Annotated in this window: 22 protein-coding genes and 2 pseudogenes; 8 read left to right on the forward strand and 16 right to left on the reverse strand. The window is 69.2% G+C overall.

Translation table 11 applies throughout. The annotated features are described in order from the left end of the window. Positions 1-5: 5 nt before the first annotated feature. A complete protein-coding gene (locus AB0I79_RS55265; protein WP_357892690.1) occupies positions 6-419 on the reverse strand; it encodes a hypothetical protein in 414 nt (137 codons plus the stop codon). Between the two features lie 976 nt (positions 420-1,395). Here AB0I79_RS55265 and AB0I79_RS55270 point away from each other — a divergent pair. Continuing rightward, positions 1,396-3,450 carry a polysaccharide deacetylase family protein gene (locus AB0I79_RS55270; RefSeq protein ID WP_357892692.1) on the forward strand — a complete coding sequence of 685 codons (2,055 nt, stop codon included), beginning with the start codon at positions 1,396-1,398 and terminating at the stop codon, positions 3,448-3,450. 208 nt (positions 3,451-3,658) lie between these two features. Here the strand turns inward: AB0I79_RS55270 and AB0I79_RS55275 are convergent, their stop codons facing one another. Continuing rightward, complete coding sequence (locus tag AB0I79_RS55275; RefSeq protein ID WP_357892694.1) at positions 3,659-4,756, reverse strand: hypothetical protein; 1,098 nt, start codon at positions 4,754-4,756, stop codon at positions 3,659-3,661. Positions 4,757-5,190: 434 nt separating this feature from the next. Continuing rightward, the gene (locus AB0I79_RS55280) at positions 5,191-5,991 is read right to left on the reverse strand and encodes a hypothetical protein (protein WP_357892726.1); all 801 of its coding nucleotides are present in this window, start codon (positions 5,989-5,991) and stop codon (positions 5,191-5,193) included. Between the two features lie 216 nt (positions 5,992-6,207). On the opposite strand from AB0I79_RS55280, the gene AB0I79_RS55285 reads away from it, so the two are divergent. The 3 genes from AB0I79_RS55285 to AB0I79_RS55295 all read left to right on the forward strand — a co-directional run bounded on the left by AB0I79_RS55285 (position 6,208) and on the right by AB0I79_RS55295 (position 9,957). After that, on the forward strand, positions 6,208-7,818 hold the full coding sequence (locus AB0I79_RS55285; RefSeq protein WP_357892728.1) for a hypothetical protein: 1,611 nt from the start codon (positions 6,208-6,210) through the stop codon (positions 7,816-7,818). Positions 7,819-8,743: 925 nt separating this feature from the next. Continuing rightward, complete coding sequence (locus AB0I79_RS55290; protein ID WP_357892696.1) at positions 8,744-9,370, forward strand: ATP-dependent Clp protease proteolytic subunit; 627 nt, start codon at positions 8,744-8,746, stop codon at positions 9,368-9,370. Then, positions 9,367-9,957 (forward strand): ATP-dependent Clp protease proteolytic subunit, encoded by a 591-nt coding sequence (locus tag AB0I79_RS55295; RefSeq protein WP_185101837.1) that lies wholly within the window; start codon positions 9,367-9,369, stop codon positions 9,955-9,957. Before AB0I79_RS55290 ends, AB0I79_RS55295 begins: the two co-directional genes overlap by 4 nt. A 27-nt stretch (positions 9,958-9,984) precedes the next feature. Here the strand turns inward: AB0I79_RS55295 and AB0I79_RS55300 are convergent, their stop codons facing one another. Continuing rightward, positions 9,985-10,338 (reverse strand): helix-turn-helix transcriptional regulator, encoded by a 354-nt coding sequence (locus tag AB0I79_RS55300; protein ID WP_357892698.1) that lies wholly within the window; start codon positions 10,336-10,338, stop codon positions 9,985-9,987. Positions 10,339-10,666: 328 nt separating this feature from the next. Here AB0I79_RS55300 and AB0I79_RS55305 point away from each other — a divergent pair, with 328 nt between their 5' ends. After that, entirely contained in the window at positions 10,667-10,864 is a 198-nt protein-coding gene (locus tag AB0I79_RS55305; protein WP_357892700.1) for a hypothetical protein, read from the forward strand. A 227-nt stretch (positions 10,865-11,091) separates the two neighbouring features. Here the strand turns inward: AB0I79_RS55305 and AB0I79_RS55310 are convergent, their stop codons facing one another. Continuing rightward, complete coding sequence (locus tag AB0I79_RS55310; RefSeq protein WP_357892702.1) at positions 11,092-12,321, reverse strand: alpha/beta hydrolase; 1,230 nt, start codon at positions 12,319-12,321, stop codon at positions 11,092-11,094. 835 nt (positions 12,322-13,156) lie between these two features. Here AB0I79_RS55310 and AB0I79_RS55315 point away from each other — a divergent pair. Beyond that, entirely contained in the window at positions 13,157-13,546 is a 390-nt protein-coding gene (locus AB0I79_RS55315; RefSeq protein WP_357892730.1) for an MFS transporter, read from the forward strand. Positions 13,547-13,612: 66 nt separating this feature from the next. Here the strand turns inward: AB0I79_RS55315 and AB0I79_RS55320 are convergent, their stop codons facing one another. The 7 genes from AB0I79_RS55320 to AB0I79_RS55350 all read right to left on the reverse strand — a co-directional run bounded on the left by AB0I79_RS55320 (position 13,613) and on the right by AB0I79_RS55350 (position 20,350). After that, entirely contained in the window at positions 13,613-14,833 is a 1,221-nt protein-coding gene (locus AB0I79_RS55320) for a cytochrome P450 (RefSeq protein ID WP_357892704.1), read from the reverse strand. Beyond that, positions 14,737-16,062: a cytochrome P450 gene (locus AB0I79_RS55325; protein ID WP_357892706.1), complete on the reverse strand. Its 1,326-nt coding sequence runs from the start codon at positions 16,060-16,062 to the stop codon at positions 14,737-14,739. Before AB0I79_RS55325 ends, AB0I79_RS55320 begins: the two co-directional genes overlap by 97 nt. Next, entirely contained in the window at positions 16,059-16,637 is a 579-nt protein-coding gene (locus AB0I79_RS55330; RefSeq protein WP_357892708.1) for an ATP/GTP-binding protein, read from the reverse strand. The genes AB0I79_RS55325 and AB0I79_RS55330 overlap by 4 nt, the downstream gene beginning before the upstream one ends. After that, positions 16,618-16,968 carry a DUF742 domain-containing protein gene (locus AB0I79_RS55335; protein WP_357892710.1) on the reverse strand — a complete coding sequence of 117 codons (351 nt, stop codon included), beginning with the start codon at positions 16,966-16,968 and terminating at the stop codon, positions 16,618-16,620. Before AB0I79_RS55335 ends, AB0I79_RS55330 begins: the two co-directional genes overlap by 20 nt. Next, on the reverse strand, positions 16,965-17,420 hold the full coding sequence (locus AB0I79_RS55340; RefSeq protein WP_357892712.1) for a roadblock/LC7 domain-containing protein: 456 nt from the start codon (positions 17,418-17,420) through the stop codon (positions 16,965-16,967). The genes AB0I79_RS55335 and AB0I79_RS55340 overlap by 4 nt, the downstream gene beginning before the upstream one ends. 7 nt (positions 17,421-17,427) lie before the next feature. Next, positions 17,428-19,035, reverse strand: a complete 1,608-nt coding sequence (locus AB0I79_RS55345; protein ID WP_357892714.1) for a hypothetical protein — start codon at positions 19,033-19,035, stop codon at positions 17,428-17,430. A gap of 709 nt (positions 19,036-19,744) precedes the next feature. Next, the gene (locus AB0I79_RS55350) at positions 19,745-20,350 is read right to left on the reverse strand and encodes a hypothetical protein (protein ID WP_357892716.1); all 606 of its coding nucleotides are present in this window, start codon (positions 20,348-20,350) and stop codon (positions 19,745-19,747) included. 824 nt (positions 20,351-21,174) lie between these two features. On the opposite strand from AB0I79_RS55350, the gene AB0I79_RS55355 reads away from it, so the two are divergent. After that, a complete protein-coding gene (locus tag AB0I79_RS55355) occupies positions 21,175-22,707 on the forward strand; it encodes a hypothetical protein (protein WP_357892718.1) in 1,533 nt (510 codons plus the stop codon). A gap of 148 nt (positions 22,708-22,855) precedes the next feature. On the opposite strand, the pseudogene AB0I79_RS55360 reads toward AB0I79_RS55355, so the two are convergent. Beyond that, a pseudogene (locus AB0I79_RS55360) lies at positions 22,856-23,044 on the reverse strand (transposase family protein); the annotation flags it as partial. Between the two features lie 20 nt (positions 23,045-23,064). On the opposite strand from AB0I79_RS55360, the gene AB0I79_RS55365 reads away from it, so the two are divergent. Beyond that, positions 23,065-23,202: a hypothetical protein gene (locus AB0I79_RS55365; protein ID WP_357892720.1), complete on the forward strand. Its 138-nt coding sequence runs from the start codon at positions 23,065-23,067 to the stop codon at positions 23,200-23,202. 191 nt (positions 23,203-23,393) lie between these two features. On the opposite strand, the gene AB0I79_RS55370 is transcribed toward AB0I79_RS55365, so the two are convergent. The 3 genes and pseudogenes from AB0I79_RS55370 to AB0I79_RS55380 all read right to left on the reverse strand — a co-directional run. Continuing rightward, the gene (locus AB0I79_RS55370) at positions 23,394-24,353 is read right to left on the reverse strand and encodes a ferritin-like protein (protein WP_357892732.1); all 960 of its coding nucleotides are present in this window, start codon (positions 24,351-24,353) and stop codon (positions 23,394-23,396) included. Position 24,354: 1 nt separating this feature from the next. Beyond that, on the reverse strand, positions 24,355-24,828 hold the full coding sequence (locus tag AB0I79_RS55375; RefSeq protein WP_357892734.1) for a gluconate 2-dehydrogenase subunit 3 family protein: 474 nt from the start codon (positions 24,826-24,828) through the stop codon (positions 24,355-24,357). Positions 24,829-25,127: 299 nt separating this feature from the next. Further along, positions 25,128-25,421 (reverse strand): annotated as a pseudogene (locus tag AB0I79_RS55380) (FAD-dependent monooxygenase); the annotation flags it as partial. Between the last annotated feature and the right edge of the window lie 65 nt (positions 25,422-25,486).

Here is a 25,486-nt window from a genome sequence, read left to right on the forward strand (position 1 = left end):
CGCGATCACTCCCCCGGCCCCGGACTCTGCCCGATTTCCTGAAGGGCATCACCAGGGAACGGTTTCCCACCCTGTTCGGCACCGGCCCGCTGGTGAATCTTGTGGCGGGTTGGGCCATGTACGTGATCGCCGTCATTCTGGCGATCGCGGCCCAGCTCGACCGGCACCCGCTCGCCGCGCTCGCCGCCGGCGCGGCAGGGGCGCCGGCCACGCAGCACGCTGACGATCTCCGTCACTTCGGCGTCCCGTACCCCTTCCAGCTCCAGGAGGTGGCGGCTCACCAGGGCGCCGATGGTGAGGGCTCCGATGAGCCCCGCGCGGAGAACCGCGTCGTCGGCGGGAAGTGCGGCGGCCACCTGCCGCTGCTGCTCTGCGATCGCGGCGCGCACCTCCTTGCCGGCGTCCGGGTGGGTGAGCATGGATCGCAGCATCGCCCCGCCCGCCCACACGCTCGGCTGCGGCGGATACAGGCCGTACGGCCTGCCCTGGAACCGGCCCAGCCGGTGGCCGGGCGGCCGGTGACCCTCACCCTGGACACAGGGAAGACCCCGCTCCAGCCGTGGCTGGGCATGGCCGGGCATCTCATCATGCGTCGCGATGACGGCCGTTACCTCGGCCACGTGCACGAGACAGTTCGATGGCGAACGCCGGGGAGAGCGTTCCGGACGAGTCCGTCGCCCGTACGGCCCACGGCTGAGGTTCACCTTCACATTCCCCCGGCAGGGCCGCTACCTGGCCTGGATCCAGTACCATTCTGTTGCTCGTGCTGGGCGGCGGCGACCCTGATCCGGAGGAACTGACGGGCCGGGGCGCGTTACCGCATGCTTGAGCTTCAGGCGCGCCAGCGGTCGCTGGAGGCCGAAGGAGCAGCGGCCGAACGGCGGGCGGCCGAACGGGAGCGAGCGCTGCCGGCCAGGGAGCGGCACGACATCCTCAGCCACTCGGTGACCACGATGATGGTCGACGCCGAGGCCGGCGCGGGCACCCGGGACGACATTATTCGGGCGGCGCGGTATTCGGACCGTTCCCCTGGGGGCCGTCCCGCTGAAGCACGCCTCGCCGCTGCCGGTGATCTGGTCCTCCTGAAGGGAGTTCTCCAGGAGGACCTCAAAGAACCGGACGCCTGGCGGGCGCAGGCAACTTTCACGGACGAGGCGCGAGGAGCGACCGTTCGCAGCGCGCCGACGACCGTTCGCCGCTCTCCTGCCCGTCTGCGGCCGTACGTGCGGCCCGGCACTTTAACGTCCCCATCGCCAACGCCCCATTGCCGCGATCCGGTGGGCACCGGGCCGGGCGGCAGGCGTTCCCCTTTCGTGTCGGTCGGCAAAGGAGTGAACAGTGCACGTCTTATGGTGGTGGAGATTACCGAGCGCGGCCCTCGTCCCGGTGGCTCTCGTGGCTGCCCTCGCGGCGGCTGGCCTGGCCGCGCCGCAGGCGCGGGCGTCGGCGGGCACCAGCGCCCCCGGCCGCGCCTGCTCCGGCTACGTGGGGCTGACCTTCGACGACGGGCCCACCCCCGGCAACACCCCCGCCCTGCTCTCCGCCCTCAGAATCGCCGGGCTGCGCGCCACCATGTTCAACGTCGGCCAGAACGTGGAGGCGTACCCGGACCTGACGAGAGAGCAGGTCGCGGCCGGCATGTGGATCGGCGACCACAGCTGGGACCACCCCCACATGACGCAGCTCACCGCCGAGCAGCAGGACGCGCAGATCTCCCGGACTCAGGACGTCATCGCGCGGGTCACCGGCGCCACGCCCCGCCTGTTCCGCCCGCCCTACCTGGAGACCGACGACGGGCTGCGCGCGGTGGAGCTCCGGCACGGCCTCACCGAGATCAACGCCGACGTGGACTCCCAGGACTGGAACAACGCCACCGCCGACCAGATCGCGGCGAAGGCCAGACAGCTGCGGTCCGGCGACGTGATCCTCATGCACGACTGGCCCGCGAACACCATCCAGGCCATCCCGCGAATCGCCGCTGACCTGCGTGAACGCGGCCTGTGCGCCGGGAGGATCTCGCCGGTCACCGGCCGGGCGGTCGCCCCCGGCAACACGTGCGCCGCCGCGTACCGGACGATCGCCGCCCGCGACGGCGCCTTCCGCGGCGAGGTCGTCGTGACCAACACCGGCACCACCCCGCTCGACGGCTGGCGCGTCACGCTGGCCCTGCCCGCCGGGGTACGGATCAGCGCCCTGTGGAACGGCGTCGCCACCGGCACCACGGGGACGGTGACCGTCACCGGTACCCGCCACAACAGCGCCATCGGGCCCGGCAGGTCCACCGCGTTCGGTCTCACCGGCACCGGCGACGGAACCGTCGCGGGCGCCACGTGCGCCGACCCGTCCGGCGACACCCTGGCCCGCGCCCGTACCGCCGGCCGGGTCGAGGACTTGGGCGACAGCGTGCGCTACACCTGGCCGGGCATCACCTTCGAGGGCCGCTTCCAGGGCACCGGGGTCGGGATCGAGCTGAACGACACCGCCAACGACTACGACGTCCAGATCGACGGTGCCGCCCCGGTCACGCTGCGGACGCCCGGCAGGACCACGCACTGGGTGACCGGCCTCGGCGGCGGCGTGCACACCGTACGCCTCGTCAAGCGGACCGAGAGCCCGTGGACGCCCGGCGAGTTCGGCGGGTTCGTCGCCGCGCCCGGGGGCCGCGTCCTCGCCCCTCCCGCCGCCCGCACCCGGCAGATCGAGTTCATCGGCGACTCCTGGACCGCCGGCTACGGCAACATGTCGACCAGCCGCGACTGCTCGGCGAGCGGCGGGATCAACCCCAACTCCAACGCCGACCAGACCTTCGGCGCCCTCACCGCCCGCGCGCTGAACGCCGACCACCAGCTCACGGCCTGGTCCGGGATGGGCATGGTACGCAACTACAACGGCAGCAGCCCCGGCACCGACTTCCGCACGTACTACGACCGCACCCTCCAGGCGGCCGGCACCGCGGCCTGGCAGCCGCCCAAGACCTGGAGGCCGCAGGTCGTCGTGGTCGGCCTCGGCATCAACGACTTCTCCACCCCGCTCAACCCCGGCGAGCCGTGGGCCGACACCGCCGCGCTCGCCGCCGACTTCCGGGCCGCCTACCTGGATTTCCTGGCCAAGCTCCGCCTCCGGTACGGCCCCGGCACGTCCATCGTGCTGACCTACCCGACGATGTCCGGCACCCGCTGGCGGATATCGTCGAGCAGGTCGTCCGGGAGCGCAACAGCCAGGGCGACAGACGGGTGTCGGCGCTCCACTACGACAACGACGCCCTCGGGCTCGACCTGCTCGGCTGCGACTGGCATCCGTCGCTGCACGACCACCGGCTTCTGGCAGGCGCGCTCGGCCGCTTCATCGGGACGCTGCCCGTGCGGTGGTGACGGTCCGGCCGTCCTGGTGGCGTTCCAGGACGGCCGCAACCCGCCCCAAGAGCCGTCGTCGGCCGCGTTGATCACGTGATCTCTGAAGCGCAGGGAATCCGCATCCGGCGCCGCGGGCGTGAACCGCAGGTCCATCCCACCGCCTACGTCGCCCCGACGGCCACGCTGGTTGGTGATGTCCGCGTGGGGCCGAGGACGCGCGTGATGTACGGTGCGGTGCTCGATGCCGAGGGGTCTCGGATCGAGGTCGGGGAGGCGTCGGTGATCTGCGAGAACGCACTCGTACCTCAGGAGGCCTTCCAGGTCACGGGGTCGGCTCCCTCGGTAGTGGAGGAGAAGGTGACGGTGACGGGCTTGTCGCCCTGGTCGACGAGGTAAACGCCGCACTGCTGGACGCTCTTGCCCGGCTGCACCATGCCGTAGGGCACGGCGGATCGGCAGCCCTTGGGCCCGTTGCTGCCGATCGCGATGAGGGTGAGCTTGCGCAGGGTCTGCCCGCTCTCGGTACGCAGGGAGACCGCCTCGTCCATGCCCGGGTACAGCTTGGACGTGCCGTTGTTGCGGTACGAGAGCGTGACGAAGTACACCGTGGCGGCCTTCTGCCTGGCGTTCAGCTTGTAGTCGGCGAGCGCTCCGGCGCCGGCCTTGCGCACGCTCTTCAGCGTGACGGTCAGCGGCACGTCCTTGTCATTCGTGTCCTTCCACGTCGCCTTGGCCGGCTTGCCCGCGGCCAGCACGCCGCCGCCGATCTCGCCGCCCTCCACCTTCCACGTCCTGGTGACGGACTCGTCACTGTAGGAGACGGTGGCGGGCATGGCGTCCTCGGGCAGCATCACGACCCGGCACTCCGTCGCCGCCTGGCCGGCCGTCAAGGTTTTCGGAGCCCTCGTACCGACGCACGTCTCCAGCGAGCCGGTGCCGGGCGAGGCCAGGGGGCTGCCGCTGAAGAACGAGACGGCCTTGCCCGCGGTGCCGTCGGCGAGCGCCACGCGGAAGTTCCTGACGGCCATGGCGGGCTCGACCGTACCGGTACCGGCGTTGGCGATCGACACGGTGAGATAGTGCGGCACCATCCCGCGCATATCGTCGTCGAGCCGCACACCGTCGAGGTCGTCCACCGAACCCCGCGTGAGCAGGGTCGGGTTGAGCGTCAGCTTGTGCACCTTCTCGTCGCGGCCGGTGTGGTTCACCCGCCGCGGTGCGGTGTCGAGCGTCAGCGGCGTACCGGGGGACGCGGGCTTGTCCGCCGCCTTCGCCGTCTCCGCCGCCTCCGGCTTCTCGCCGCCGGCACTCTCGCTGGTGCCGGCGCCTCCACAACCGGCCAGGAGCAGTGCGAGAACACCCGCCCCAGCGATGGTGCTGATCCGTCGGCTGACGCGCTGCACTACAAACCCCCGTCGTTCCTGACTCTCGTTGCGAAGGACCACCCTAAGGGTGACTCGCACCGCTCCTCCGGCTGGTGCGGACACACGCCCGTGCTTGCTGAGCGTCCGCCGATGCCGGGCCGACGCCGCGGTTCGAGCCGCCACACTCGGCGGCCGATCCGCTGCATCGGCGATGCTGTAACCAACGTCCGTGGTCAGTACAACTAGGCGCGCGGCTTCGGGGCCGGGGTGCCAGCCGTGGCGCCGGGCGACGAAGCCAGCTCGGCGCCTGCGGCAGCGCAACCCGGACAGCTCAGCCGAGCGCCGGCGGACTGGATCCGGCCGCCGGCCGGTCGCCAGGGCTCAGGCCCCGTCGACCGGACCACCGTCCTCCTGCGGCCCTCCCGGGGATCGCTCTCCCGTCCCGGCGTCAGCCGGGCCCCCGCCCCCGGTGGTCAGCTGATCCAGACCGAGGCGTACACGCCGTCCTCGACGTTCACCTGCACCGGGCGCAGGCCGCGCGCCACCAGGCTGTCGAACCTGCGCTGGTAGGCGGAGGCGGAGGTGTCGATGTAGTGGTACCAGGGCTGGACACCGTCCTTGCGGTACACCGCGGCGAACCGCGTCCCTCCCGGGCCCACCGCGACCGCCGTCGGGCGGTATCCCTCGGCGGTGCGCTCGTTGAAGAACTTCTTGTGCCCGGCGGCCGACTTTCCGTACGAGTAGTACCACCCGCCTCCCTGGCTCTGCCGCCAGACCGCGACGTACCGGGGATCCGACGGCGTACCGTACACATCAATCGAGACCGGTACGTACCCGTCCGCGTGGGCCTTCCGGTTGTGAGCGGCGAACTCGGCCCCGGTGAGCCCCATGCGGGAGAAGAACCGTTCGGAGCGCTTCTCCCACAGCGCGGCGAACGTCGCACGGCCGGCCGGACCCGTCGCGGACACCGATATCGGCTGATATCCCTGTGCGAGGTACTCGTCGAACCGCGCCTTGAACCCCGCTTCTGACAACCCGCTCCGAGAGATCCAGGCTCTGCCCCCGCCCTTGACCCAGACAGCCGCATACCTCGGCCCTTTCGAGACGCTCACCGTGATCGGCCGGTAACCCCGGCCGCGCAGGCTCTCGAAATGGGCCTGGTGCGCGCTTGGGCTCGCGCCGGAGTACGCGCGGAAGGCCACCCCCGTCGCGGCGTGCGCCGACGCCGCGACGCCGCACCATCCCATGGCGACCGCGACCGCCGCCGCGAACATCGTCTTCACTCATGCCTCCTCAGACGCCGACTTGTTCAGCACGGCTCATCCTTGTCACGCTTTGATTGATCACCACCGATCAGTCGTCTGATCAACGAGGCAGGGCGAATGGGCAGGCCAGAACGGAAACTCGATCCCGAGGGCGGGTTGATCGAACGCTTCGCGCACGACTTACGCCAGTTGCGCGTCGCGGCGGGACAACCGACGTACCGGATCATGGGCTCGCGGGTCGGCTGCTCGCCGAGCAAGCTCTCAGAAGCCGCGAAGGGGCTCCGGCTGCCCAGCCTGTCGGCGGCCCTCGATTACGTACGCGCCTGCGGCGTGACGGACACCGCCGAGTGGGAGCGGCGCTGGCACGAGATCAACGACCAGGTCAAGCAGCATGCCCAGGCCGCCGGCGAACCCGCGCGCACCGAGCCGGACGCGGTGGACGCGACGGACGCGGTGGACGCGACGGACGCGACGGACGCGACGGACGCGACGGACGAAGTCCGTGGCCAGGAGCGCCGGCCACGCGTTCTCTGGAAGGTCGCGGCGGTCGCCGGTACGGCGCTGGCGCTCCTCGCGGCCAACGCGGCGTTCATCTGGGCCTCGGGCGACGCCGTGCCGGACGTACCCACGCGGTGCCGCTCGCCGCACGCGACGGCGCGCGTGCCGATATCGATGCAACCGTGTGTCGCGGTGACCGACGGCGCCGTGGTCGCATCCCTCGACCTGCGCGCGGTCCGAGCGGTCGACGGCGCGGTCGCCTATGTCTGGCTGCACAACGTCAAATCCCGCGCGCCGCTGGCGAAAACCCTCCGTACGTGCGAGTTCGGTGCGCTGGCAGCAGGCCAGGCGCGCGCATGCGGACCGTTCTCGCACGAAGTGCCGCCCGGACGCTACACCACCGCGGTCGCGGTGGAGCTCGGCCCGCGCCAGAGCGAACCGCCGCTGTGGCGCCGCGGCGCCACAGGAACGCAGAGCCAACAGATCGACACCGCGCCCCGAACCGCCGATGAGCGCCGTCACGTCCTCCTCACAACAGTTCCAGAAGGCGGCCAGCAGCAGGTTGGCGTTGACCCGGGCGAGGCCGGAGGTGTTCCTGCCGCCTTCGGTGTACCCGGCCTTGCGCTTCCATCGCCGCCCGTCGTAGTGCAACAGCGTGACCTCGGATGTCACGTCCTGCTCGTAGCCCACTGCCCACACGTCGTCCTCACCGACGGCGGCGACGCCGTACAGCGAGCCCTTCCACTTGGGCGGGTTGACCTGCGTCCAAAAGCTGCCGTTCCAGTGCAGGATCAGCGGTGCGCCTGTCCCGTACTCGTCGCAGTCCCCCGCGGCGCCACGCTCGCCCACAGCCCATACATCGGACGGCCCGTTCTGCCAGATGTGCCGCAGTGTGCCGCGGCCGGACGCGGGCAGCCTCATCCCCACCGGCGCGCTGCCGCGAGTCGCACTGTGCCAGATCGCCGGGCGCGCGCCGACGCATCGTCCGCTGGACGAACTGCCCGCGATCCACACGTGCCCAGCTCCGGCGTCGACGGCGTGGAATTTGCCTCCACGCGGAAGATCCCGCTTACCGAAACGCCTGCCGTCCCAGGTCACAAGGACGGGGACGGACGTCTCGCCCTCCCCGCGCCTGCCGACAAGGAACGCCCGCGAACCGTCCACGGCGACGTCGGTCAACGCGCCGGCCTTCGGCAGCTGGGTGGGTCTGAACGTCCTCCAGCGCTGCCCGTCCCAGTGCAGGGCGAAGGGGAGCCGCACATCCCTGGAGTCCTCGTCGAGGTCGCCGATGTCGCCGACCGCCCAGACCTCGTCCCATCCGTCGGCGTCCACGCCTGACACGATGGAGTCGATCGCGTCCGGGAACCGTTCGTGCAGCCGCATCTCGACCCGCCATCCATCGCGGTCCATGCGCAGGATCACCCCGTCGGACGGCTCGTCCTCCACTGTCACGGCATAGCCGGCCGCCCAGGCCGCGTCCGGACCCGCCACCGCCACGTCCAGCACCGTGTTGGCGCTGTCGTCAGAGGAGGTCATGATGCGATATTTCCGGACGCCGTAGCCGACTCGGTGGGCTCCTCACTGGTGACCAACGCCGAGTGGTGTGACAGCAACGTGGTGCGGGCAAGTACCGCTGGCCTCTCGATTTCGGCGGGACCCCCATCCGCGCGCACCGCCGTCCATCCGGCGCTCATGGCTCCTGAGGGCATCGGCCATCCGGTCGACACACTCGGCGATCGGCTGTATAGGACACGAACGGCAGGAGCCCGGCGGCGACGCCCTGCGCGCATACGAACGGTTCTACAACCAGCACCGAGCCCACCAAGCCCTGAACCAAGCAGCCCCGCTGCGTTCCGCACCGGATCCGATCGCAGACCCCGGGCGAATCATCGACCTGAACATACGCTGAAGAGACCGGCTCGGCGGAATTCGGCAAGCGCCTCGCCCGAACCCATCGCATCCAGTCGCCTCTGCCATGGCGAGCCGTCGCGTTGCCGTGGTCGCAAGGTCTCAGCTCGCTGGGGCCGGCCCCACTCACGTTTCTGGTGATCGCCGCGTACTCGAGGGACAAGTGGAGCCGAACGAAACCGTCCTGGCCATGCATACCCATACGAGTATCGAACCCGGCCCGGCAGCCGGACCGCGCTCCCCGAACCGGCCGGTAATCGCGCTGTCCCTGCTCAGGAGCTCTCGCTGCTCAGAGCAGATCTGCCCCAGGCAGATCGTGTCGACGCCGGTCCGGATCACCTCACAAGATGGACGCATGAGCGAAGAATCGAAACTTCCGCTGTTCAACCCACGAATGAGACGCGAACTTTATGAGCAGCGTGTTCTCGTTCTCGACGGCCCTCTCGACGACGACAATGGGACGCTGCTGGCCACCCAGCTGATGGCACTCGCCACGCAGGACGCGTCGTCCGATATCGCCTTGTGGATTCATTCCCCAGGTGGCTCGGTCCCGTCGATGCTTGCGATCCGCGACATCATGCGCCTCATTCCCTGTGACGTATCGACCCTCGTCCTGGGTATCGCTTACAGCGCCGGGCAGTTCTTGCTGTCGTCGGGGGCCCGTGGGAAGCGCCGCGCTCTACCGCACTCACGAGTCCTGATGCACCAAGGCTCGGCGGGAATCGGTGGCACCGCGGTCGACATCGAACTGCAGGCCGGCGACCTTCGGCATACGCGCGACACGGTGCTCGGTCTGATTGCCGAGGACACAGGTCAGCCTGTCGAGCGCATATTCGAGGATTCTCTGCACGATCGTTGGTACACGGCACAGGAAGCACTGGACTACGGCTTCATCGACGCCATCGTGCAGAACTTCGACGAAATCGCGCCACAAAACCGCCCACGGCTCGGATTCGGCGTCACCCAAGGAGTCGGCCAGTGACCACATATACGATCCCGAACGTCATCGCCTCGAACCCTCGTGGCGAGCGGATCATGGATGTCTACTCGCACCTGCTCACCGAGCGGATCGTCTACCTGGGCACCGCAATCGACGCGGGCGTCGCGAATGCTCTCATCGCGCAGCTGATTTTTCTGGAATCAGACAACCCCGAGGCGGAGATCCAGTTCTATATCAACTGCGAAGGCGGAGACCCGAGCGCGATGCTCGCGATCTACGACACCATGCGCCATATCCGCCCCCGGGTTTCGACGACCTGTGTGGGACAGGCCGTCGCGGTGGGTGCCGTACTCCTCGCCGCGGGCGCCGAAGGCAAACGTGCCGCTCTCCCACACGCACGGATCATCCTGCACCAGCCGGCAGCCCAGGGGCGCGGAGCGATCCCCGATCTCATCTTGCAGGCCGACGAGGTCGTACGTGTCCGGGCGGACATCGAGCGCATACTTTCACGGCACACCGGCCAGACGGTCGAGACCCTGCGCGCCGACACCGATCACGATCGCGTGTTCACCGCTACCGCGGCCTTGGAGTACGGGCTCCTCGATCAGATCATCGAGGAGCGTTCATAGGCCCGTGGGCAACCCCGGCAAGCCGCGCTACGCGGCCAGAGCATACGCCGCCGAGCAGGTGGCACCTCTCGACGCGCCCTGCTGAGCAGGCCGCAAACTCTCGGCAACGGCAAGGGTCAGATCGACCAGGGTCACATCCAGCGCCCCGGCGACCGCGGCGATCATTTCGCTCGACGGCTCCTTGACGCCTCGTTCGATCTCGGAGAGATATTGCGGCGAGACTCCGGCGCGGCTTGCCGTCTCGCTCAACTTCTCGCCCCGCTCATGGCGAAGCCCTCTCAAGCGCTCACCGAGCACCTGCCGCCACAGCGGCTCGCGAGCCGGAGACGGCTCGGGGACGGTCCGATTGATCGCTGGACGCGACGGCATGGATGAGGCCATACCTCACCATAGGTCGATGGCGCGTTCGCGTTCGGCCGGCTTCGCGCAGAGCAGAACCGTCCCGGCTTACCCTTGCCAAGCCTCAGGCCATTGGTGCCCGCGTTGCGCGCGCGGGCCGAGAAGGGAGCGAGACCGGCGGGTGACGCCGGAGCGGTGACCTGCGCGCTGGCCGTGGCGTGGCTGGCGGCGGCCGATCACGCGGAGTGGTTCGCCGGTCTGCGCGATGCCACCGACGGCGCACCGCTGCGGCCGGACTACCTCACCGGGCACTTCCGCCGGCTGGTAGCCACCTCCGGACAACCGCCGATCCGGCTGCACGACCTGCGCCATGGGTGCCACCACCCTGGCGCTGGCCGCGCACACCGAGCTGAAGGTGGTACAGGCCATGCTCGGGCACGCCAGCATCGTGCTCACCGCCGACACCTACGTCTCGGAGCTGCCCGAGGTGGCCCACCAAGCCGCCCGGGAAACGGCCCGGCTGGTGCTGAGAGCAGCATCCAAGCTCGGACAAGAGCTCGGCGCGTGACTCAGCTTTGCCTCATATTTGCCCCCTGCTGCCGCCGACCGCGGACGCGGCTGGAGTTTCCGGAGGTGGAGAAGCGCGCCCTGCAGGATTCGGAACCTGCGACCGTCGGATCAGAAGCCGACGCCACATGACGGTCACCGCTGTGCTCGACGTGTGCTCCAACGCGAGCGACAGGCCAGGCAGTCCCCGCAGCCAGGCCGTCTTCCGGCCTGGCCGACGAGCTGATGCTATGCGCAGGCCTTCTTCTCCGGGGCGCAGAACTTGACCTCTGGGTAGCTCGCCGACGGCTTGTTGAGCAAGGGCTGCGGCTTCCTGCGCAGGTGCTGGTCGAAGAAGGCCGCGACGTACGTACGGGTGATGGTCATGGCACGGGCGCCGGAGATGTCGGCGCCGTCCTCGATACCGAGCTGGTCGACCAGCACACCGAGGTCAGTGAAGGACGTGTGCGCGGCCCCGGTCACAAGCAGCCAGCGTTTCCAGCCGCGCAACCCCTCCCAGACGCCCTCCCAGTTGGCACCGGTGCCGGGCTGGCCCGGCGTGTACGTGGCGGGCTTGCCCAACAGGAGAAACGGCCGAGACAGTCCCGCCTCGGGAAGCGCGGTCTCGACGGTGCCGTCCACATCGATGCCGGCACGCAATCGGGGGTCGGCCGCCATGGCCGCGAGCGTGCTCGCACCGCCGACGGACTGGCCGGACATGGCGATCCGGGAGGCGTCGATCAGCCGCGCGTGCTTCCATCTCGGGTGCGCGCCGGTGAGCTCGTCGAGCACGAAGGAGACATCGGCGGCCCGGCCCTTCTCCAGCTTCTCCCAAACGGTCGGGCCCTTCTTCATCTCACAGGTGACGCAGGTCGTGACCCTCCCGTCGGGGAAGGTCTGGGCGACGTTCTCATAGGTGTGATCGATGGCCGCCACCACGTATCCCCGGCTAGCCAGTTCCTCGGCCAGGGCCGTGAGCTCGGACCTGGGCTTGCTGTGCCCGGGAGAGAGCACGATGAGGGGCAGACTGTGCGCACCTCCTGCGGGGCGGGCGTCGGTGAAGGCGTTGGTGCGCACCTTACTCAGCGTGTCGGCCGGGACACTGGTGATGTTCCCGTCCTTGAGGAGCAGCTCGGACTCCTTGGGCGTCATGTACTGCGCACGGTGGCGGCCCGGCGCCTTGGCCGGATACCACAGCGAGACCATGAGTTCGCGGGCCTTGACGCCAGGAACCCAGGGGTCGGGGCGCGAGGTGTCCTTGAGGTACAGGGACGTGGTCCCGACCAGCTGCGAACCGGTGGGCTTGGGCAGATACGGATCGGCGGCGGCGCGGGCGGCGGAGGCGGGCTCCGCCTGGCCGAGGCCGGTGGCGACCATGACGGCGACGAGTCCGGCGACAGCGGCCAGCCGGCCTCGCCGTCGTGGTGTGCGCAGTTCGCGGGGCTCGGTCTGGGTCTGATAGTCGATCATCTGACTCATGTCGAGTGACTATACCCTCAGAGTATACGCGTGGTGTATAGAGTGTCGGACCTCATGGCCTGTGGTGCCTCGCAGAACCTGGTTTCGTGGCGCCGGCCGGTGTCGGCGTGAACGCAGGATTCGTCGCACGGCCGCCTCACTGACCTGCATGCCGAGGCCGACCAGTTCGCCGTGGACCCGGCGATACCCCCCACCTCGGGTTCTCGCTTGCCAGGCGTAGAACCAGCTCCCGGACCTCCTTGCTCATCGCAGGACGGCCGGCGCGGTGTGGGGAGGTCCACGAGCGTTTGATCAAACGCCGATGCGCGGCCAACAAGGTACCCGGGGTGACCAGCCGATGAGCTCGCGGCACCGTCGGCAGGAAGCGGCCCAACGCCGCCAAGAGCGCCCGATCGGCCCAGTCCGGCTTCGGCCGGGCGACCTGGCGCTTCAACACGGCCACCTCATGCCGGAGCACCATGATCTCGACGTCCTTGCATGCCTGTCCACGCCCCGGCAACACGAGCCCGCCAAACACCCGAATCAAGGTCAGATACAGCAGCCGGACAGACACAAGCCCCGATCTTGCCCTACCGCCTTCGGTGGTCAAACCCGCAGATCAAGCCCCACGCGATGAGTCATGAAGCGGTACAGGGTCCGCGTTGGCCACTCTCCGCTCACGGGACTACGCGTGGGCGTTCAGCGCGGGCGGTGATGTTCCTCGGCTGCTTCGCCGTCTCCTCGTTCGGCCTCCACATCCTCAGCGACTACATCCGGCTGCCCGCCGGGCTGGCCCCGGCCGAGGCGCTGACACTGCAGATCACGGTCCAGGACGGCCTTCCTGGTCCTCAGGACGATCGTCGCGGGCCCGCTCGCGGACCGGCTGAACCGGCACAAGCTGTTCGTGCTCATCTCCTCGCTGATGGTCACCGTGTCGGTCGCGCTGCCGCCGGTCTCACCGACCTGGCCCGTCCAGCCGGCCGGCGCCGTCATCGGCGAGGTGGGCTTCGGCGCCGATCTCTCCGTCGACCAGGCACTGGTCACGCTGGTCCTGCCCGCGGCCGAGGACGGCGGGCACGACCTCGGCGTCTTCCACATCGCGTTGAACGCGCCCCAGGTCGTGGCCCCGTTCGGCGGCTCGCTGGTCGTCGCCCACCTCGGCGGCCATCCGGCCCTGTTCGTGGCCGGCGGCCTGCTCTCGCTCGTCGGAGCGCTCATGATCCTGCGGGTGCGGAGCGGCCGGTAGGACCCCGTTCGCGCCACCTCCTCCGCCCCGAAGTCACGCGGAGGAGACGCGCGTCGCGGGAGAAGGTCAGCGGTGCAGCGTGAGCGGCAGGCTGCTCCACCCGTGCGCGATGAACGACGGCACGTGTCCGACCTCACTCGCGTCCACGGCCAGCTGAAGGTCAGGGAACCGGGCGAACAGGGCGGGCAGGGCGGCCAGCGCCTCCTGGCGGGCGAGCGGGGCCCCGATGCAGCGGTGCACGCCGATGCCGAAGGCCAGGTGCTCGGCGCTCTGCCTGGTCGGGTCGAACCGGTCGGCGTCCTCACCGTGCTGGTCGGGGTCGTGCCCGGCCGCCAGGTAGCTGGTGATGATCGCGTCGCCCGCCTCGATCCGGACGCCGCCGATCTCGATCGGCTCGATGGCGAAGCGCAGCGGCAGGTTGGCGATCGACGGCGCCCAGCGCAGCGTCTCCTCGATCACCGCGTCCCAGGAGATCTCCCCGGCCAGCACCCGGCGGAGGTGGTCCGGATGGGTGAGCAGGGCGTGCACGGCATTGCCGATCAGGTTGACCGTGGTCTCGTGCCCGGCCGCGATCAGCAGCAGCAGGGTGTCGCACAGCTCGGTCTCGCTGAGCGAGTCACCGCTGTCACGGACGTTGATCAGCTCGGTGGTCAGGTCGTCACCCTGGTGCTCGCGCTTGTAGGCGACCAGGGCGGGCAGCACCGTGGCGATCTTGGCGGCCGTGGCCGCCGCCTGCTCCGGGGTGGCGGTGGTGTCCATGATGGCCTCCATGACCTGGGCCATCTCCTCCCGCATGTGCGCGGGAACGCCGAACAGCTCGCAGATCACCCGCATCGGCAGCGGGTGGGCGTAGGCGGCGCGCAGGTCGACGGGCTGACCAGGCGGCTGCGCGGCCATCGCGTCCAGCAGCTCCGCGACGATCTGCTCGACGATCGGCTGCATGGCCTTGCTGCGGCGCGCGGTGAAGCTGGGGGCGATCAGCTTGCGCAGCCGGCGGTGTTCGTCGCCGTACGCGCTCAGCATGTTGGACACGCCGATCCAGGTGATGATCCAGGACCAGCCCGGCGTGGCGAACGCCCGCTCCAGCTGCCCCCAGTGCCGCTTGTCCTTGCTCACCCGTGGATCGAGGATGAGCTGCTTGAGCAGGTCGTGCCGGGTGACCGCCCAGGCCGGGATGCCTCCGGCGAGCTCTACGAGGACCAGGGGGCCGAGGTCGCGTAGTCGCCGGACCTCCCCTGGGAGGTCGGTGCCGAAGGGGTCGAGGACGACGGGGGCTGAACTGCCCAAGGGGATTCTCCTGGCTGATCAGGTCGAATGGGAGTGAAACGCACCGGCAGATGTGCCAGCGCGCGGTGGAACGGGCCCGGCCGCCACGAGAGCTCCTCGCGCGGCACGGTCAGTTCCAGGTCACACAGGTGAGAGGTCAGGCGCTCGATCGCGGTCATCGCGATGATCACGGCCGGGTCGCTGGCCGGGCAACGGTGCGACCCGGCGCCGAAGCCCAGGTACGCGCCGCCGTCGGAACGCAGTTCCTCGGGCACGTTGGTGGGCTCGGTGTTGGCCGCGGCGTAGGAGACGAGGACCAGTTCGGCCGGCTGGATCCAGGTGCCGTGGAAGTGCACGGGCTGACGGACGAAATAGGGCCCGTAGTTCGACATGGCGGGCTCGGCGCGCAGGGCTTCCATCAGGGCGTCGTACGTGCCGAGCGCGCCGTTGGTCAGCGAGCTGTAGTAGCGGTCGTCGCTGACCATCCGGGAGATCGTGTTGGAGATCAGGTTAGCCGTGGGTTCGTACGCGGCGGCCATCACGAGCACGAGGGTCTCGGCCAGCTCGTTGGGCTGGAGGGCGGCCGGATGGTCGATGAACCAGGACGTCAGGTCGTCGCCCCGCTGGGCGTGCTTGGACTGGACCAGCTCGCCGATGTAGCGGCTGAACGCGTCGCTGCCCCGCTTGCCCCTCTCGCCGTCGGCCTCCATCAGGTCCGCCATGGCCTTGATCAGGCCGGCGCTGTCGGAGTCGGGCCGGCCGAAGAGCGAGTTGAAGATGCGGGCCGGGATGGGCTGGGCGAACTCGGAGACCAGGTCCGCCTCGCCCTTCGCGGCGAACTGGCTGATCAACGAGTCCGACACCTCGATCACCATCTGGCGCAGCTTGTGCGGCTGGACCAGGTCGAAGCAGTCGGAGATCACCTTACGGAACCGGGCGTGCTCGGCCCCGTCCGACATCAGCGCGTTCGGCCGGTAGCCGAGCATGGCGACGGGTCCCGCGGCCTCGGGGGTGTCGGGGAGCCGCGCCTGCCAGGCACTGCCGTTCTTGATCCAGACGCCGCCGACGTTGGTGAGCACGTCGAGCGCGGCCTGGTAGCCGATCACCAGGTGGGCCTCGATGCCGGGGGCGATCTCCACGGGCGCGACCGCGCCGTGCCGCCGGCGCAGCTCCGCGTAGACGGCCTGCGGGTCCCTGGCGTACTCCGGCCCGTAGAGGCGGCCCGCGTCGGGCATGTAGCGCAGAGTCATGACAGCACCAGCTCTCTGATGTGCTCCACCAGCGCGATCAGCGAGGCACGGGCGGAGACGGGGTCACGTGCGTCGCACACCACCAGCGGCGTGCTCGGCTGGAGGTCCAGCGCCTGGCGCAGGGCGTCCGGCGGGTAGTCCGGCGAGTCGGGGAAGTGGTTGACGGCCACCGCGTAACGCAGGCCGGCACTCTCCACCAGGTCGAGGACGGCGAAGCTGTCGTCGATCCTGCGGGTGTCGGCCAGCACCAGGACCCCCAGCGCGCCACGGACCAGCTCGTTCCACAAGACCTGGAACCGGGTCTGCCCCGGCGCGCCGAACAGGTACAGCACCACCCCGGGCATGGTGAGGCGGCCGAAGTCGATCGCGGTGGTCGTGGTCGTCTTCTCGTTCACCCCGGTGAGGTCGTCCACCAGCGTGCCCGCCTGGGTGAGCACCTCCTCGGTGTTGAGGGGCTTGATCTCCGAGAGAGCGCCCACCAGGGTCGTCTTGCCCACGCCGAACGGCCCGGCGATGACCAGCTTGACCGGTATGTGTTCGGTACTGATACGGCTTTCAGAGAGCGCGGAGGCCACTGAGCACCAACTCCAAGATCTCAATGTCGGGCAGGTCGGTGGCTGGCGGATCGCGGGTCAGCAGCGTTCCGCTTCCGACCAGCCCGGCGACCAGCAACCGCACCACGCAGTACGGCAGGCCCAGGTGCGCGGCGCACTCGTACACCGACAGCGGCCCGTCCCGCAGCAGAGTCAGCAGATGAGACCCCGGAGGGTCGAGCCCGTGGGTGGCGGCGTCGGGCGCGATGTAGACCAGGGTCGTACGCTCGACGTGGATGTGCTCGGGTACGGTCAGTCGCGCGGCGGCCATGTAGTCAGGGACGACCCGCCGCCGTTGTCGTCCGGAGGTCATGCCCGGACGCCTGGCGCCCTGGCCGCGCTGGCCTCGTCGAGAGCCTTGATCAGTTTCTGCACCTGGAGCTGCACCTCGTAGGCCAGCGTGCCGATGTTGACGCCGCCGGTGGCGGCGACCACGATGGCGGCGCGGTCGCCGGCCGGGGCAACGTAGTAGTAGCCGTTGCCGGCGGAGATGACGATGTCCACCACCTCGTCGTCGGCGCCGTTGCTGAGGCCCGCGCACAGGGCTCGCGCGGCCCCGAGCACGGAGCTGGTCATGGCGGCGGCCCGCTCGCCGCTCTCGGTGGTCACGTTGGCCGAGCCGCCGAGGATCAGCCCGTCACGGCTCAGCACCACGCCGCTGGCGACACCGGGCAGCGCGAGCAGGGGTGAAAGGACCCAGGACACGTCGAGGGGCAACGGGCGACCCTTGGCCTGGACCCGGCCGGAAGCGCTGTGAGCGTCCATGGAACGGTCATTTCCCTTCGGTTGCGTCGTGCTGCTCGGTGGGGAGCGCTTCGCGGCGGCCCGCTTCGGCTCCGACCTGGAAGTCGCCCCATCGTTTCTGGGCCTCTTCCGGGGTGGTGAGCAACCTGCCGCCCGTACCGCCGGAACCGCTGCCCGTGGTGGCCGGCGGAGGGCTGGTGTCACGCGGCTGCTGGCGGCGGCGCTGTGGCAGCGGCGCCAGTTCCTCCGCCGACCGCTGCAGGGGCGCCGTGACGGGCTGAGGCCGTGCCGAAGAGGTGGCCGGCTCAGGCCGGGGGGCAGGGGCGACCGGCTCGGGCCGGGGGGCCGCCGTCGGCTCCCGACGGGCGGTGGGAACGGACACGGGCTCCGGCCGGGCGGCCATGGCGGCGGGAATGGGATCCCGGCGGATGGCCGTGGCGGCGGTCGGGGCGGCCGTGCGCACCGGCTCGGGCGCGAGCACCGACGGCCGGCTGTCCTCCGGCATCTCCACCAGCAGCGCGGTGGGGATGTTCAGCACGGCCTGCACCCCGCCGAAGGCGCTCTTCTTGACCGTGACCTGCATGCCGTAGTGCGCGACCTGGCGGCCGATCGCCGCCCAGCCGGTGCGGGGCGGGTTGCCCAGGTCGACCAGGCGGACCGGATGGTTGCCGCTGAGCAGGCGGCTCGCGCGGGCGTACTGGTCCTCGTTGAGGCCGACGCCGGCGTCGTCGATGACGATGGCGGCGCCGTTGTTGGTCTCGTGCACGGCGATGGTCACCTTGAGCGTGCCGTGGGAGTGGTGCACCGCGTTGGCCAGCAGCTCGGCGGTGATGAACAGGATCGACTCCGCGGCGCGGGCGGCGACCCCGATCCGGCGGCGCAGGTGGTTGGCCGGGCCCTCGATGCGCAGCTCGAAGTTCTCCACCCGCGAGACTGCGCCCACCACCAGGTCCACCAGGTAGGTGTCGTCACGCGACAGGCCGGGGGTGGCGCCGCAGGCGATGCCGGTGACCTGCATCCGGCGGATGATCAGCTCGTTGAACATGTCGAGTCCCAGCACCTCGCGCAGCAGCGCCGTGTGCTCGTCGCCGCTGTAACGCTGCTGCACACCGGCGAGCAGGTCCTGGGCGCGCAGGGCCTGGCTCTGCACGCGGGACATGGCGCCTCTGATGACGGCCTGGGCGCTCTCGTCGATGCGTTCGGCCTCCTCGCGGATGCCGCGGGTGAGGGCGTCGAGGACGGCGCGGTGCTGCCGGTCGATGTCCGTGCCGGCGAGCGCCTGGTTCTGCATGCCGGGCACGATCACGTGCGGGGCGCGCAGGTGGGACAGCAGGGCGGGGATCCGCTTGTTGATCAGATGGTCGGTCTCGGCGCGTACGAGGTCGTGCTGGGCGCGGGCGTCGCGCACCTGGTCCGCGTTCTCCTGGACCTTGCGCTCCGCCTGAAGCAGGCGCTGGCTCCAGGCACTGGACTCTCGGGTCAGGTGGTCCTGTACCTGACGGTTCTGCGCGAGTTGCCCGCGGGCCTGGGCGAGCTGGCCGCGTACGCGCAGGTAGAGGATCAGGACGCCCGCGAGGGCGAGCACGAGGACGGCGATGCCGATCACCGTCGGGACGCTGAAGGAGTCTGGCGGCATGAAAGTCCTGGGGTCGGGGGGTGTCGTCGGGATCTGTCGACCGCCGCGAAAGGCACGCGCTAGCGGTGAGTACCGGTCCCGTCCGGTGGCCGGTCGGGGCCGCGCCGATCTGGCGCGCGCCCTTCGGCGTCGTCGGCGTCGCTGGAAGCCTGGTGCGGCTCTGCCCGGCGCGGCTTCGCCTGGTACGGCTCCGCCTGGCGTGGCTCTGCCTGATACGGCTGTGCCTGATACGGCTCTGCCTGAGGCATCGCGACGCCGAACGACGACATGGGAATCCTCGTCTCACTAGAACGACGGCCCAATCGGGTGACCAGTATTCCGCTTAAGTCGCGTTAGTCAACTGTGTGTAGTTCCGTCACTCCGCTCACAGCACCTCAGCGGACGGGTGCGGCGCTCCGCCCCGCATGCGCCGCCCGCTCACGACCTGCGCCTCCTCGCCAGGCGGGCACGACCGGACGTCAACTGCCAACCTGACCGGATGTTGTGGCACCAGTTCGCGAAACCCCGCCGCGGAAGACGCCCTCGGGGCTGTGCGCCGCCAGCGCCGCCTCGATCGCGCCGTGCAGAGTGGCGTCGTCGGGCAGCCGGAGGTGACGCTCATCCGGCCCGTCGTAGAAGGACAGCTAAGAGCCGGGCCGACCGGTGCCGGCCGCGGCGGCCTTCACCTGCTCTCGGTCTCGTCCTGGAAGATACGGTCAAGGACGTGCTGCTACGGGTCCCGGATGCCTTCACCGGACCAGAGCTGGAGGCGGCAGCCCGCATGACCGAGGTGAGTGGGGATCCTCGATGGGCCGAAGCTGTAGGGCAGGCCAGGGCACAACACGGCACCCGCACGCGCCGCCTGATCTGTCCACCGGCGGAATTCTGGGATGCCGCCACCCGGCATGCCGCCACCACTGACGATCATGTCGCCCTGGCCCAGGCCGCCTTTGACCGAGTCCGCTTTCGCCATGCTTTCGACCTCTGGCAATGGCCTGCTGATGCCGGCGACACCTGGGCACTGCGGATGTTGGTCTGGCTGCGGGAGAAGGCAGGAGACCTGGGGGAGGCTGAACGGCTGGCCCGCGCCGCCGCCGAGGCCGGCAACACCGACACGCTGCGACATCTGGCCCGCATGCGGGAACAGGGCAGGGACCGGGAGGAGACCGAACGTCTCATCCGCGCCGCCGCCGACATGCTGGACCACTCGACCGCCGACCCCGACCACGCCCGGACATTTCCCGTTGACGGTCACCGGCAGCGGCTCACCGGCGCGTTCCAGCAGAGTGGCGGCCGCGCTCAGCAGGCGCGGCAGCGAGCGATCAGGGCTAGTCATGGCCCTTCCTCTCACAGCGCGTGTGATGGCCAAGCGGAGCGAGCAACCGCACCGGACGGTAGTGTGCGGGGCGAGTGTGATCCCAAACGCGCGTTTCTGACGCCGGTATTGGCAAGCGGTCCAGCACGGGACCATGGTCAACAATGGCCCCGCCCGGGTGCTCACCGCAGCGCCGAACCCCGCCGCCTTGACGAGGCTGTCATGCGGCCCCCGCGCGGGAAGGCCGATGCCGCGCTGCACGTGTTGGCCTCCGGCGAGCCCTTCCCGCGTGGGGTCGGCCCGCACGAAATGACGGCTTCTGTCCGCCGGGCGGGGCGGCGCGAGACGCGCCTTGCCCCACATACCGAACGCCTGACGGCCTTCCGCCGCTCCGGTCCGAGGGGCGCGACTTGCGAGCCTGGTGCGCGGGCGGAGGCACGAGAGCGGTTGGGGTGCCACCGCTCTGCCGCCCAGCAGGCTCAGCCGCCTTCGGAACAGCGGCCACCCCCGCCCCCGGCGCGGCGGCGACGTCTCCAACCCCACACCGCGCATCCGGAAAGCGCCCGCTCATGACCACGGATACGGCCGTGCCGGGGCCCCTGTGGCTGGCGGGACGAATATTACGGTCCTTGGTGATTCTCGACCCTGAGTAGCGGAGATATCACGCTAGCCCGCGCGTGGTCGGGGCTCGTGTGTCCCAACTGCTCGACGCCTGCAAGGGCGGCCGTTCCTCGCTGACTCGCGCCGCCGTCTCCGCCGAACGGCGGCGGCATGCACGTGGTTGTTCCCGCCTCGCGGAAACATCGACGCGGGAGTTCAGCGGCCCAAGGAATAAGGAGAAGACCATGGCCGACCCGATTCTGCTGTGGAACAAAGTCGCCCTCGAAGCCGACCGTGTCAGTCACACCAACGGACAAGGAGAGCAGACCGGCCCTACGCGCAGCTCGCGCTCGCTGGCGATCGTACATCTGGCGATGTACGACGCGTTTGCCGGGATCACCAACGATTCGGCGCAGTTGCCGCGCTACATCAACGATCCGCCGTCACCCGGAGGAGCGACGCCGGAGGCCCTGAGCGTAGCCGTCGCGGCGGCGGCGTACACGGCACTCGTGAAGCTCTATCCGAGCCAGAAGCCGTTCTTCGATGGCATCTTCGAAGGAGAGGGCGATCCCGCTTCCACCGCACACAAATTCGGCGAGGCGGTTGGACAGGCGATTCTCGCCGACCGCGAGATGGACCCCGGCGCCGGCGGCGACTACAAGCCTTCACCACTGCCGGGCAAGCACCGCCCCGACCCCGACAACGCGGGACAAGGCTTCTACGCGCCCCACTACGGGGCAGCGTCGAAAGGCTTCGGCATCACAGCGCGCCACGAGCTCGCGGCTCCGCCCTTCGAAAACAATGCCTACCTCGACGCGGTCAAGGAAGTCCGAGGGAAGGGCATCGCCCCCGAACTCGCCGGGACGCTTCCCGGACATCTCGACAAGCGCACGCCTGACGAGACGGTCGTCGGGATCTACTGGGGCTATGACGGCGCGTTGGAGATCGGGACGCCGCCGCGCCTCTACAATCAGATCGTCCGTAAAGTTGCGGTCGCGCAGAACAACACGCCCGCCGCCAATGCCCGGCTCTTCGCGTTCGTGAACGTCGCCATGGCGGACGCGGGTATCCTCGCGTGGGACCAGAAGTACATACACAATTTCTGGCGGCCGGTGGTCGGCGTCCGGGAGCACGATGCGTTCTTCGGGCCTGCGGCGCCTCAGGCCGGCAATGACATCAGCAATGACGCTGACCCGCAGTGGCGGCCGCTCGGTGCTCAGAACACGAACCGGATGGGTTCGAAGGATTTCACGCCGAACTTCCCGGCGTACCCGTCCGGCCATGCGACGTTCGGCGCCGCGGCATTCCATGTCACCCGTCTCTTCTACGGTCAGGGCGGGACGCTCGAGGGCACTGGCAGCAACCTTCTGAAGAAGGACACGCTCTTCAACGGTCTCGATTTCGTCTCCGACGAGCTCAACGGCATCAGCGTCGACGTCCACGGCACCGTCCGGCCGCGCCATCGCCGTAACTTTCCCGACGGTCTGTGGCAGATGATCCTCGAGAACGGCATCAGCCGCGTGTTCCTGGGTGTGCACTGGGTGTTCGACGCGTTTCTCAAAGACACAGTCTCGGCGATCAAAGAAAAGACCGGCGGCAAATATACGGGCGGCGTACCGCTCGGCCTTCTGATCGCGGAAGACGTATTCAACTTCGGTGACTGCAAGGCGCCGAAGAAGTCCACCGTCCCGCCGAGAACGCCCGTTGAGGCCCCGGCTGTGATGGAGGGTGCCGAAACCTTCTCCAGCACGTTCCGTCCCGACATACAGGCCCGGTAGCACCAAGGTCGTGGCACGGCAGGCCTCCGGTTTCCGGCCGGTCGGCCGTATCGCGGCGCCGGCTGTTTCCCCATCCGGTGGCGTGGTCCGCCGCCGGTTCGAGGCTTCGCCTGGGTTGGGAATGCGCCGCCCGGATCACTGAACACTTTCATCCTGAGTAGCGGCCTTCTTCGATGAGGTGCAGGACGAGGATGGTCTGCACGATCGTGGTGGCACGGTGGGGGCAGCAGCGCAGGTGGGTCAGGACCTTCCAGGTCTTCAAGGTGGCGACGGCGCGTTCCCCGCGGGTGCGGGTGCGAGCGTGCGCGCGGTTGACCGAGCGCTGATGGCGCGACAGCGTCGCCTACGCCGACGACCTTGAGGCCGACCACCACCTGGTCCGGCATCGCCCGCGCCTGCCAGGACATCGCCCTGCCCGAGACGCGGGCTGAGACGCGGGCCGAGACGCGGGCCGAGACGCGGGCCGAGACGCGGGCCGAGCCCGCCCTTCCGTAGCCGCGCGCTCTCACCGGCCCGGCCGCTGCCCAGGGCCGGCGCTCATCCGAACGGTGATCTTCCCAGCGGATTTCTCCCGGTGACCGCAGACGACGTGACCGCAGACGGCAATGTCGCCTTCGCCCGGCTGCGGCACGCGCTGCGGGAAACGCCTCCAAGGTCGCCCTCGGCTCCGCAACCGACCGGCCGCGTCAACCCTGCGTCTCTGCCCAGGCGAACTCCGGGCAAATGCCACGCTTGAGGAGATCCTGACCGGCGATCTTCAGCTCGAACATGGCCGGCACGTTCGGCTCCACCCCCGACGTCCAGCAGGACTCCAGGTCGGTCAGCAGCCGGGTCAGAATCTTCCGGAACTTCAGAGAGAGGCCCGGCTCCGCCGTCGAGTGCTGGAAGTGGAAGACCTCGGGCAAGGTGACGGGCGCGCCGTCGAAACTCCAGCGACCATCGACCTTGATCAGCCGCTTGCCCACGTACAGCTCTTTGAACAGGTAGTAGTGGGCGTGGCTCGTTCTCTCACCGGTGGGCGAGTCGGGCGAGTCGGGTACGCCTTCCCCCTCGCTCTTGATCCGGTCGATCGTTTCGATCGCGTCGGCGACGGTCCGGATCGGCGGCGCGAAGGGGACGCTCACCGCGTGGGCGTCCGGATAGATGTCGGGACAGGTCTCCCGGAACGTCTCGATGATCGTGTCGTAGAAGGCGCCGATCGTGGGCGGCGGCGGCCTTTCCATGCGGTCGACCGGGGGGAAATCCGGGTGCTCAATCTGCATGAACACCGCGAGCTGATCCTTGACCAGTGGTTTCAGGTCGACCGCCATCGGCTGGGGGATGCCGCCGGGGAGTTCGTGCACCGGGTAGTCGGGGAGAAAGCCCGGGTAGGTCACCGACGGCGTACCGCCGATCGCCGTCAGCAGGTTCCCCGCCAGCGCGAAGTGGTACATCTCCTGGCTGACCACCTTGTGCACGACGCCCTCGGTACGGTCGGGATCACGCTTGACCGACCATTGCGCGCACAGGTAAGGCGGAATGGTGGCGAACTCCAGCTGCATCGCGAGCTGCAACGCGCCCTTGAGATCATCCAGGCAGAGGATGCGCGCCTCGACGTACTCCCTGAGCGCCTTCACCCGGGGAGTTCCCGTCATCGCTTGCTTCATGTCACAACCCGAGCTTCCTGAGTTCTTCCTCGACGATCGATTTGGCTTCGGGCGAGACGCCCGGAAAGGCCTGGAGCGGCACGTTGCCGATATAGCCGATGGCCTGGAATCCGATGTCGGAGGTGAAATAGCCGCCGACCACCAGATAGCGGATCCTGACGAAGAAGGCCCGGTTGTCGGTCGCGTCGTCAGGGGACGCGATGACATCGACGATCTTCCGCCGCATGGCGTCGTCAAGTTCGAGGAAACCGGCCCCGAAGCGAGAACGGCCGAGCGTATCGCCGCCACCTTCATGCCCACCCGTTCGAACGCTCGCGTGAGGGCGATCTCGTGCACGCGCGGCGGCGGAGGCTGGAGATGGACCCCCGGCGGCGAGTCGGGGACGTTCTCGATCCCGTGCGGTAGCCCGGTCACGCCGATGAGGCGCTCGACGTGGTCGTACCAGGGTGCCAGATCGGTGTATTCGATGGGCCAGTCGAAACCGAGCCCGTCTCGCGTCTTCGGTTTGAAGTCATAAGGACCGTAGCGCAGGGCGATTCGGCCCCAATGATTGGTACGGCCTCCCAGCATCCTCGGCCGCCACCAGTAGAATTCGAGATCCTTGTCGGTCTCGGGCGCGTTGGTGTAGGGCTCGCCGTCGATCTCCGGGCCCCCGTCAATGGTCGCGTCGTAGAACCCGTTCGGCTTGTCCGGAGTCAGGACGGACCGCAGCGGGGCGATCTCCTGTGTCTGGAACATCGGCGTCTCGGTTCCGGGATCATAGTCCCGGCCCGCCTCCAGCATCAGGACGCGAAGGCCCTTCTTGCACAGTTCGTGGGCCGCCATTCCCCCGGCCGCGCCCGAACCGACGACAATGACGTCGAATCTCGTTGCGTCAGACATGCAACCCTGCCCCACCCGATCCATTCTGCGGAGAAATTCCCGAGCCCGCCAGAATTCATGCGTAATCATTGTTTTGCCGTTCACGGGACGGCGACCCACTTTCGGAGCCGCCGCGGCGGGGATAATGCAAGGCTTACGAGAGGTTCCCGCGGGCGCTAGGGCGCGTTTCAGAAGTGGTGGGCTCATAGCCAGGTGTCGATCACGGCGATGTGGACGGTCGCTTCGTAGCGCACGGCCAGTTTGTCGTAGCG

This window comes from Nonomuraea sp. NPDC050202 (genome assembly GCF_040656115.1).
Taxonomy (GTDB): Bacteria; Actinomycetota; Actinomycetes; order Streptosporangiales; family Streptosporangiaceae; genus Nonomuraea.

What these genes read in the sequence shown, in the direction of transcription:
- AB0I79_RS55280 (WP_357892726.1), bottom strand. Translation starts at nt 5,991, where the DNA reads ATGTTCGCGGCGGCGGTCGCGGTCGCCATGGGATGGTGCGGCGTCGCG.
- AB0I79_RS55285 (WP_357892728.1), top strand. Translation starts at nt 6,208, where the DNA reads ATGGGCTCGCGGGTCGGCTGCTCGCCGAGCAAGCTCTCAGAAGCCGCG.
- AB0I79_RS55335 (WP_357892710.1), bottom strand. Translation starts at nt 16,968, where the DNA reads ATGACCTCCGGACGACAACGGCGGCGGGTCGTCCCTGACTACATGGCC.
- AB0I79_RS55355 (WP_357892718.1), top strand. Translation starts at nt 21,175, where the DNA reads ATGGCCGACCCGATTCTGCTGTGGAACAAAGTCGCCCTCGAAGCCGAC.
- AB0I79_RS55325 (WP_357892706.1), bottom strand. Translation starts at nt 16,062, where the DNA reads ATGACTCTGCGCTACATGCCCGACGCGGGCCGCCTCTACGGGCCGGAG.
- AB0I79_RS55300 (WP_357892698.1), bottom strand. Translation starts at nt 10,338, where the DNA reads ATGGCCTCATCCATGCCGTCGCGTCCAGCGATCAATCGGACCGTCCCC.
- AB0I79_RS55350 (WP_357892716.1), bottom strand. Translation starts at nt 20,350, where the DNA reads ATGACTAGCCCTGATCGCTCGCTGCCGCGCCTGCTGAGCGCGGCCGCC.
- AB0I79_RS55345 (WP_357892714.1), bottom strand. Translation starts at nt 19,035, where the DNA reads ATGCCGCCAGACTCCTTCAGCGTCCCGACGGTGATCGGCATCGCCGTC.
- AB0I79_RS55310 (WP_357892702.1), bottom strand. Translation starts at nt 12,321, where the DNA reads ATGAGTCAGATGATCGACTATCAGACCCAGACCGAGCCCCGCGAACTG.
- AB0I79_RS55290 (WP_357892696.1), top strand. Translation starts at nt 8,744, where the DNA reads ATGAGCGAAGAATCGAAACTTCCGCTGTTCAACCCACGAATGAGACGC.
- AB0I79_RS55265 (WP_357892690.1), bottom strand. Translation starts at nt 419, where the DNA reads ATGCTCACCCACCCGGACGCCGGCAAGGAGGTGCGCGCCGCGATCGCA.
- AB0I79_RS55370 (WP_357892732.1), bottom strand. Translation starts at nt 24,353, where the DNA reads ATGAAGCAAGCGATGACGGGAACTCCCCGGGTGAAGGCGCTCAGGGAG.
- AB0I79_RS55305 (WP_357892700.1), top strand. Translation starts at nt 10,667, where the DNA reads ATGGGTGCCACCACCCTGGCGCTGGCCGCGCACACCGAGCTGAAGGTG.
- AB0I79_RS55340 (WP_357892712.1), bottom strand. Translation starts at nt 17,420, where the DNA reads ATGGACGCTCACAGCGCTTCCGGCCGGGTCCAGGCCAAGGGTCGCCCG.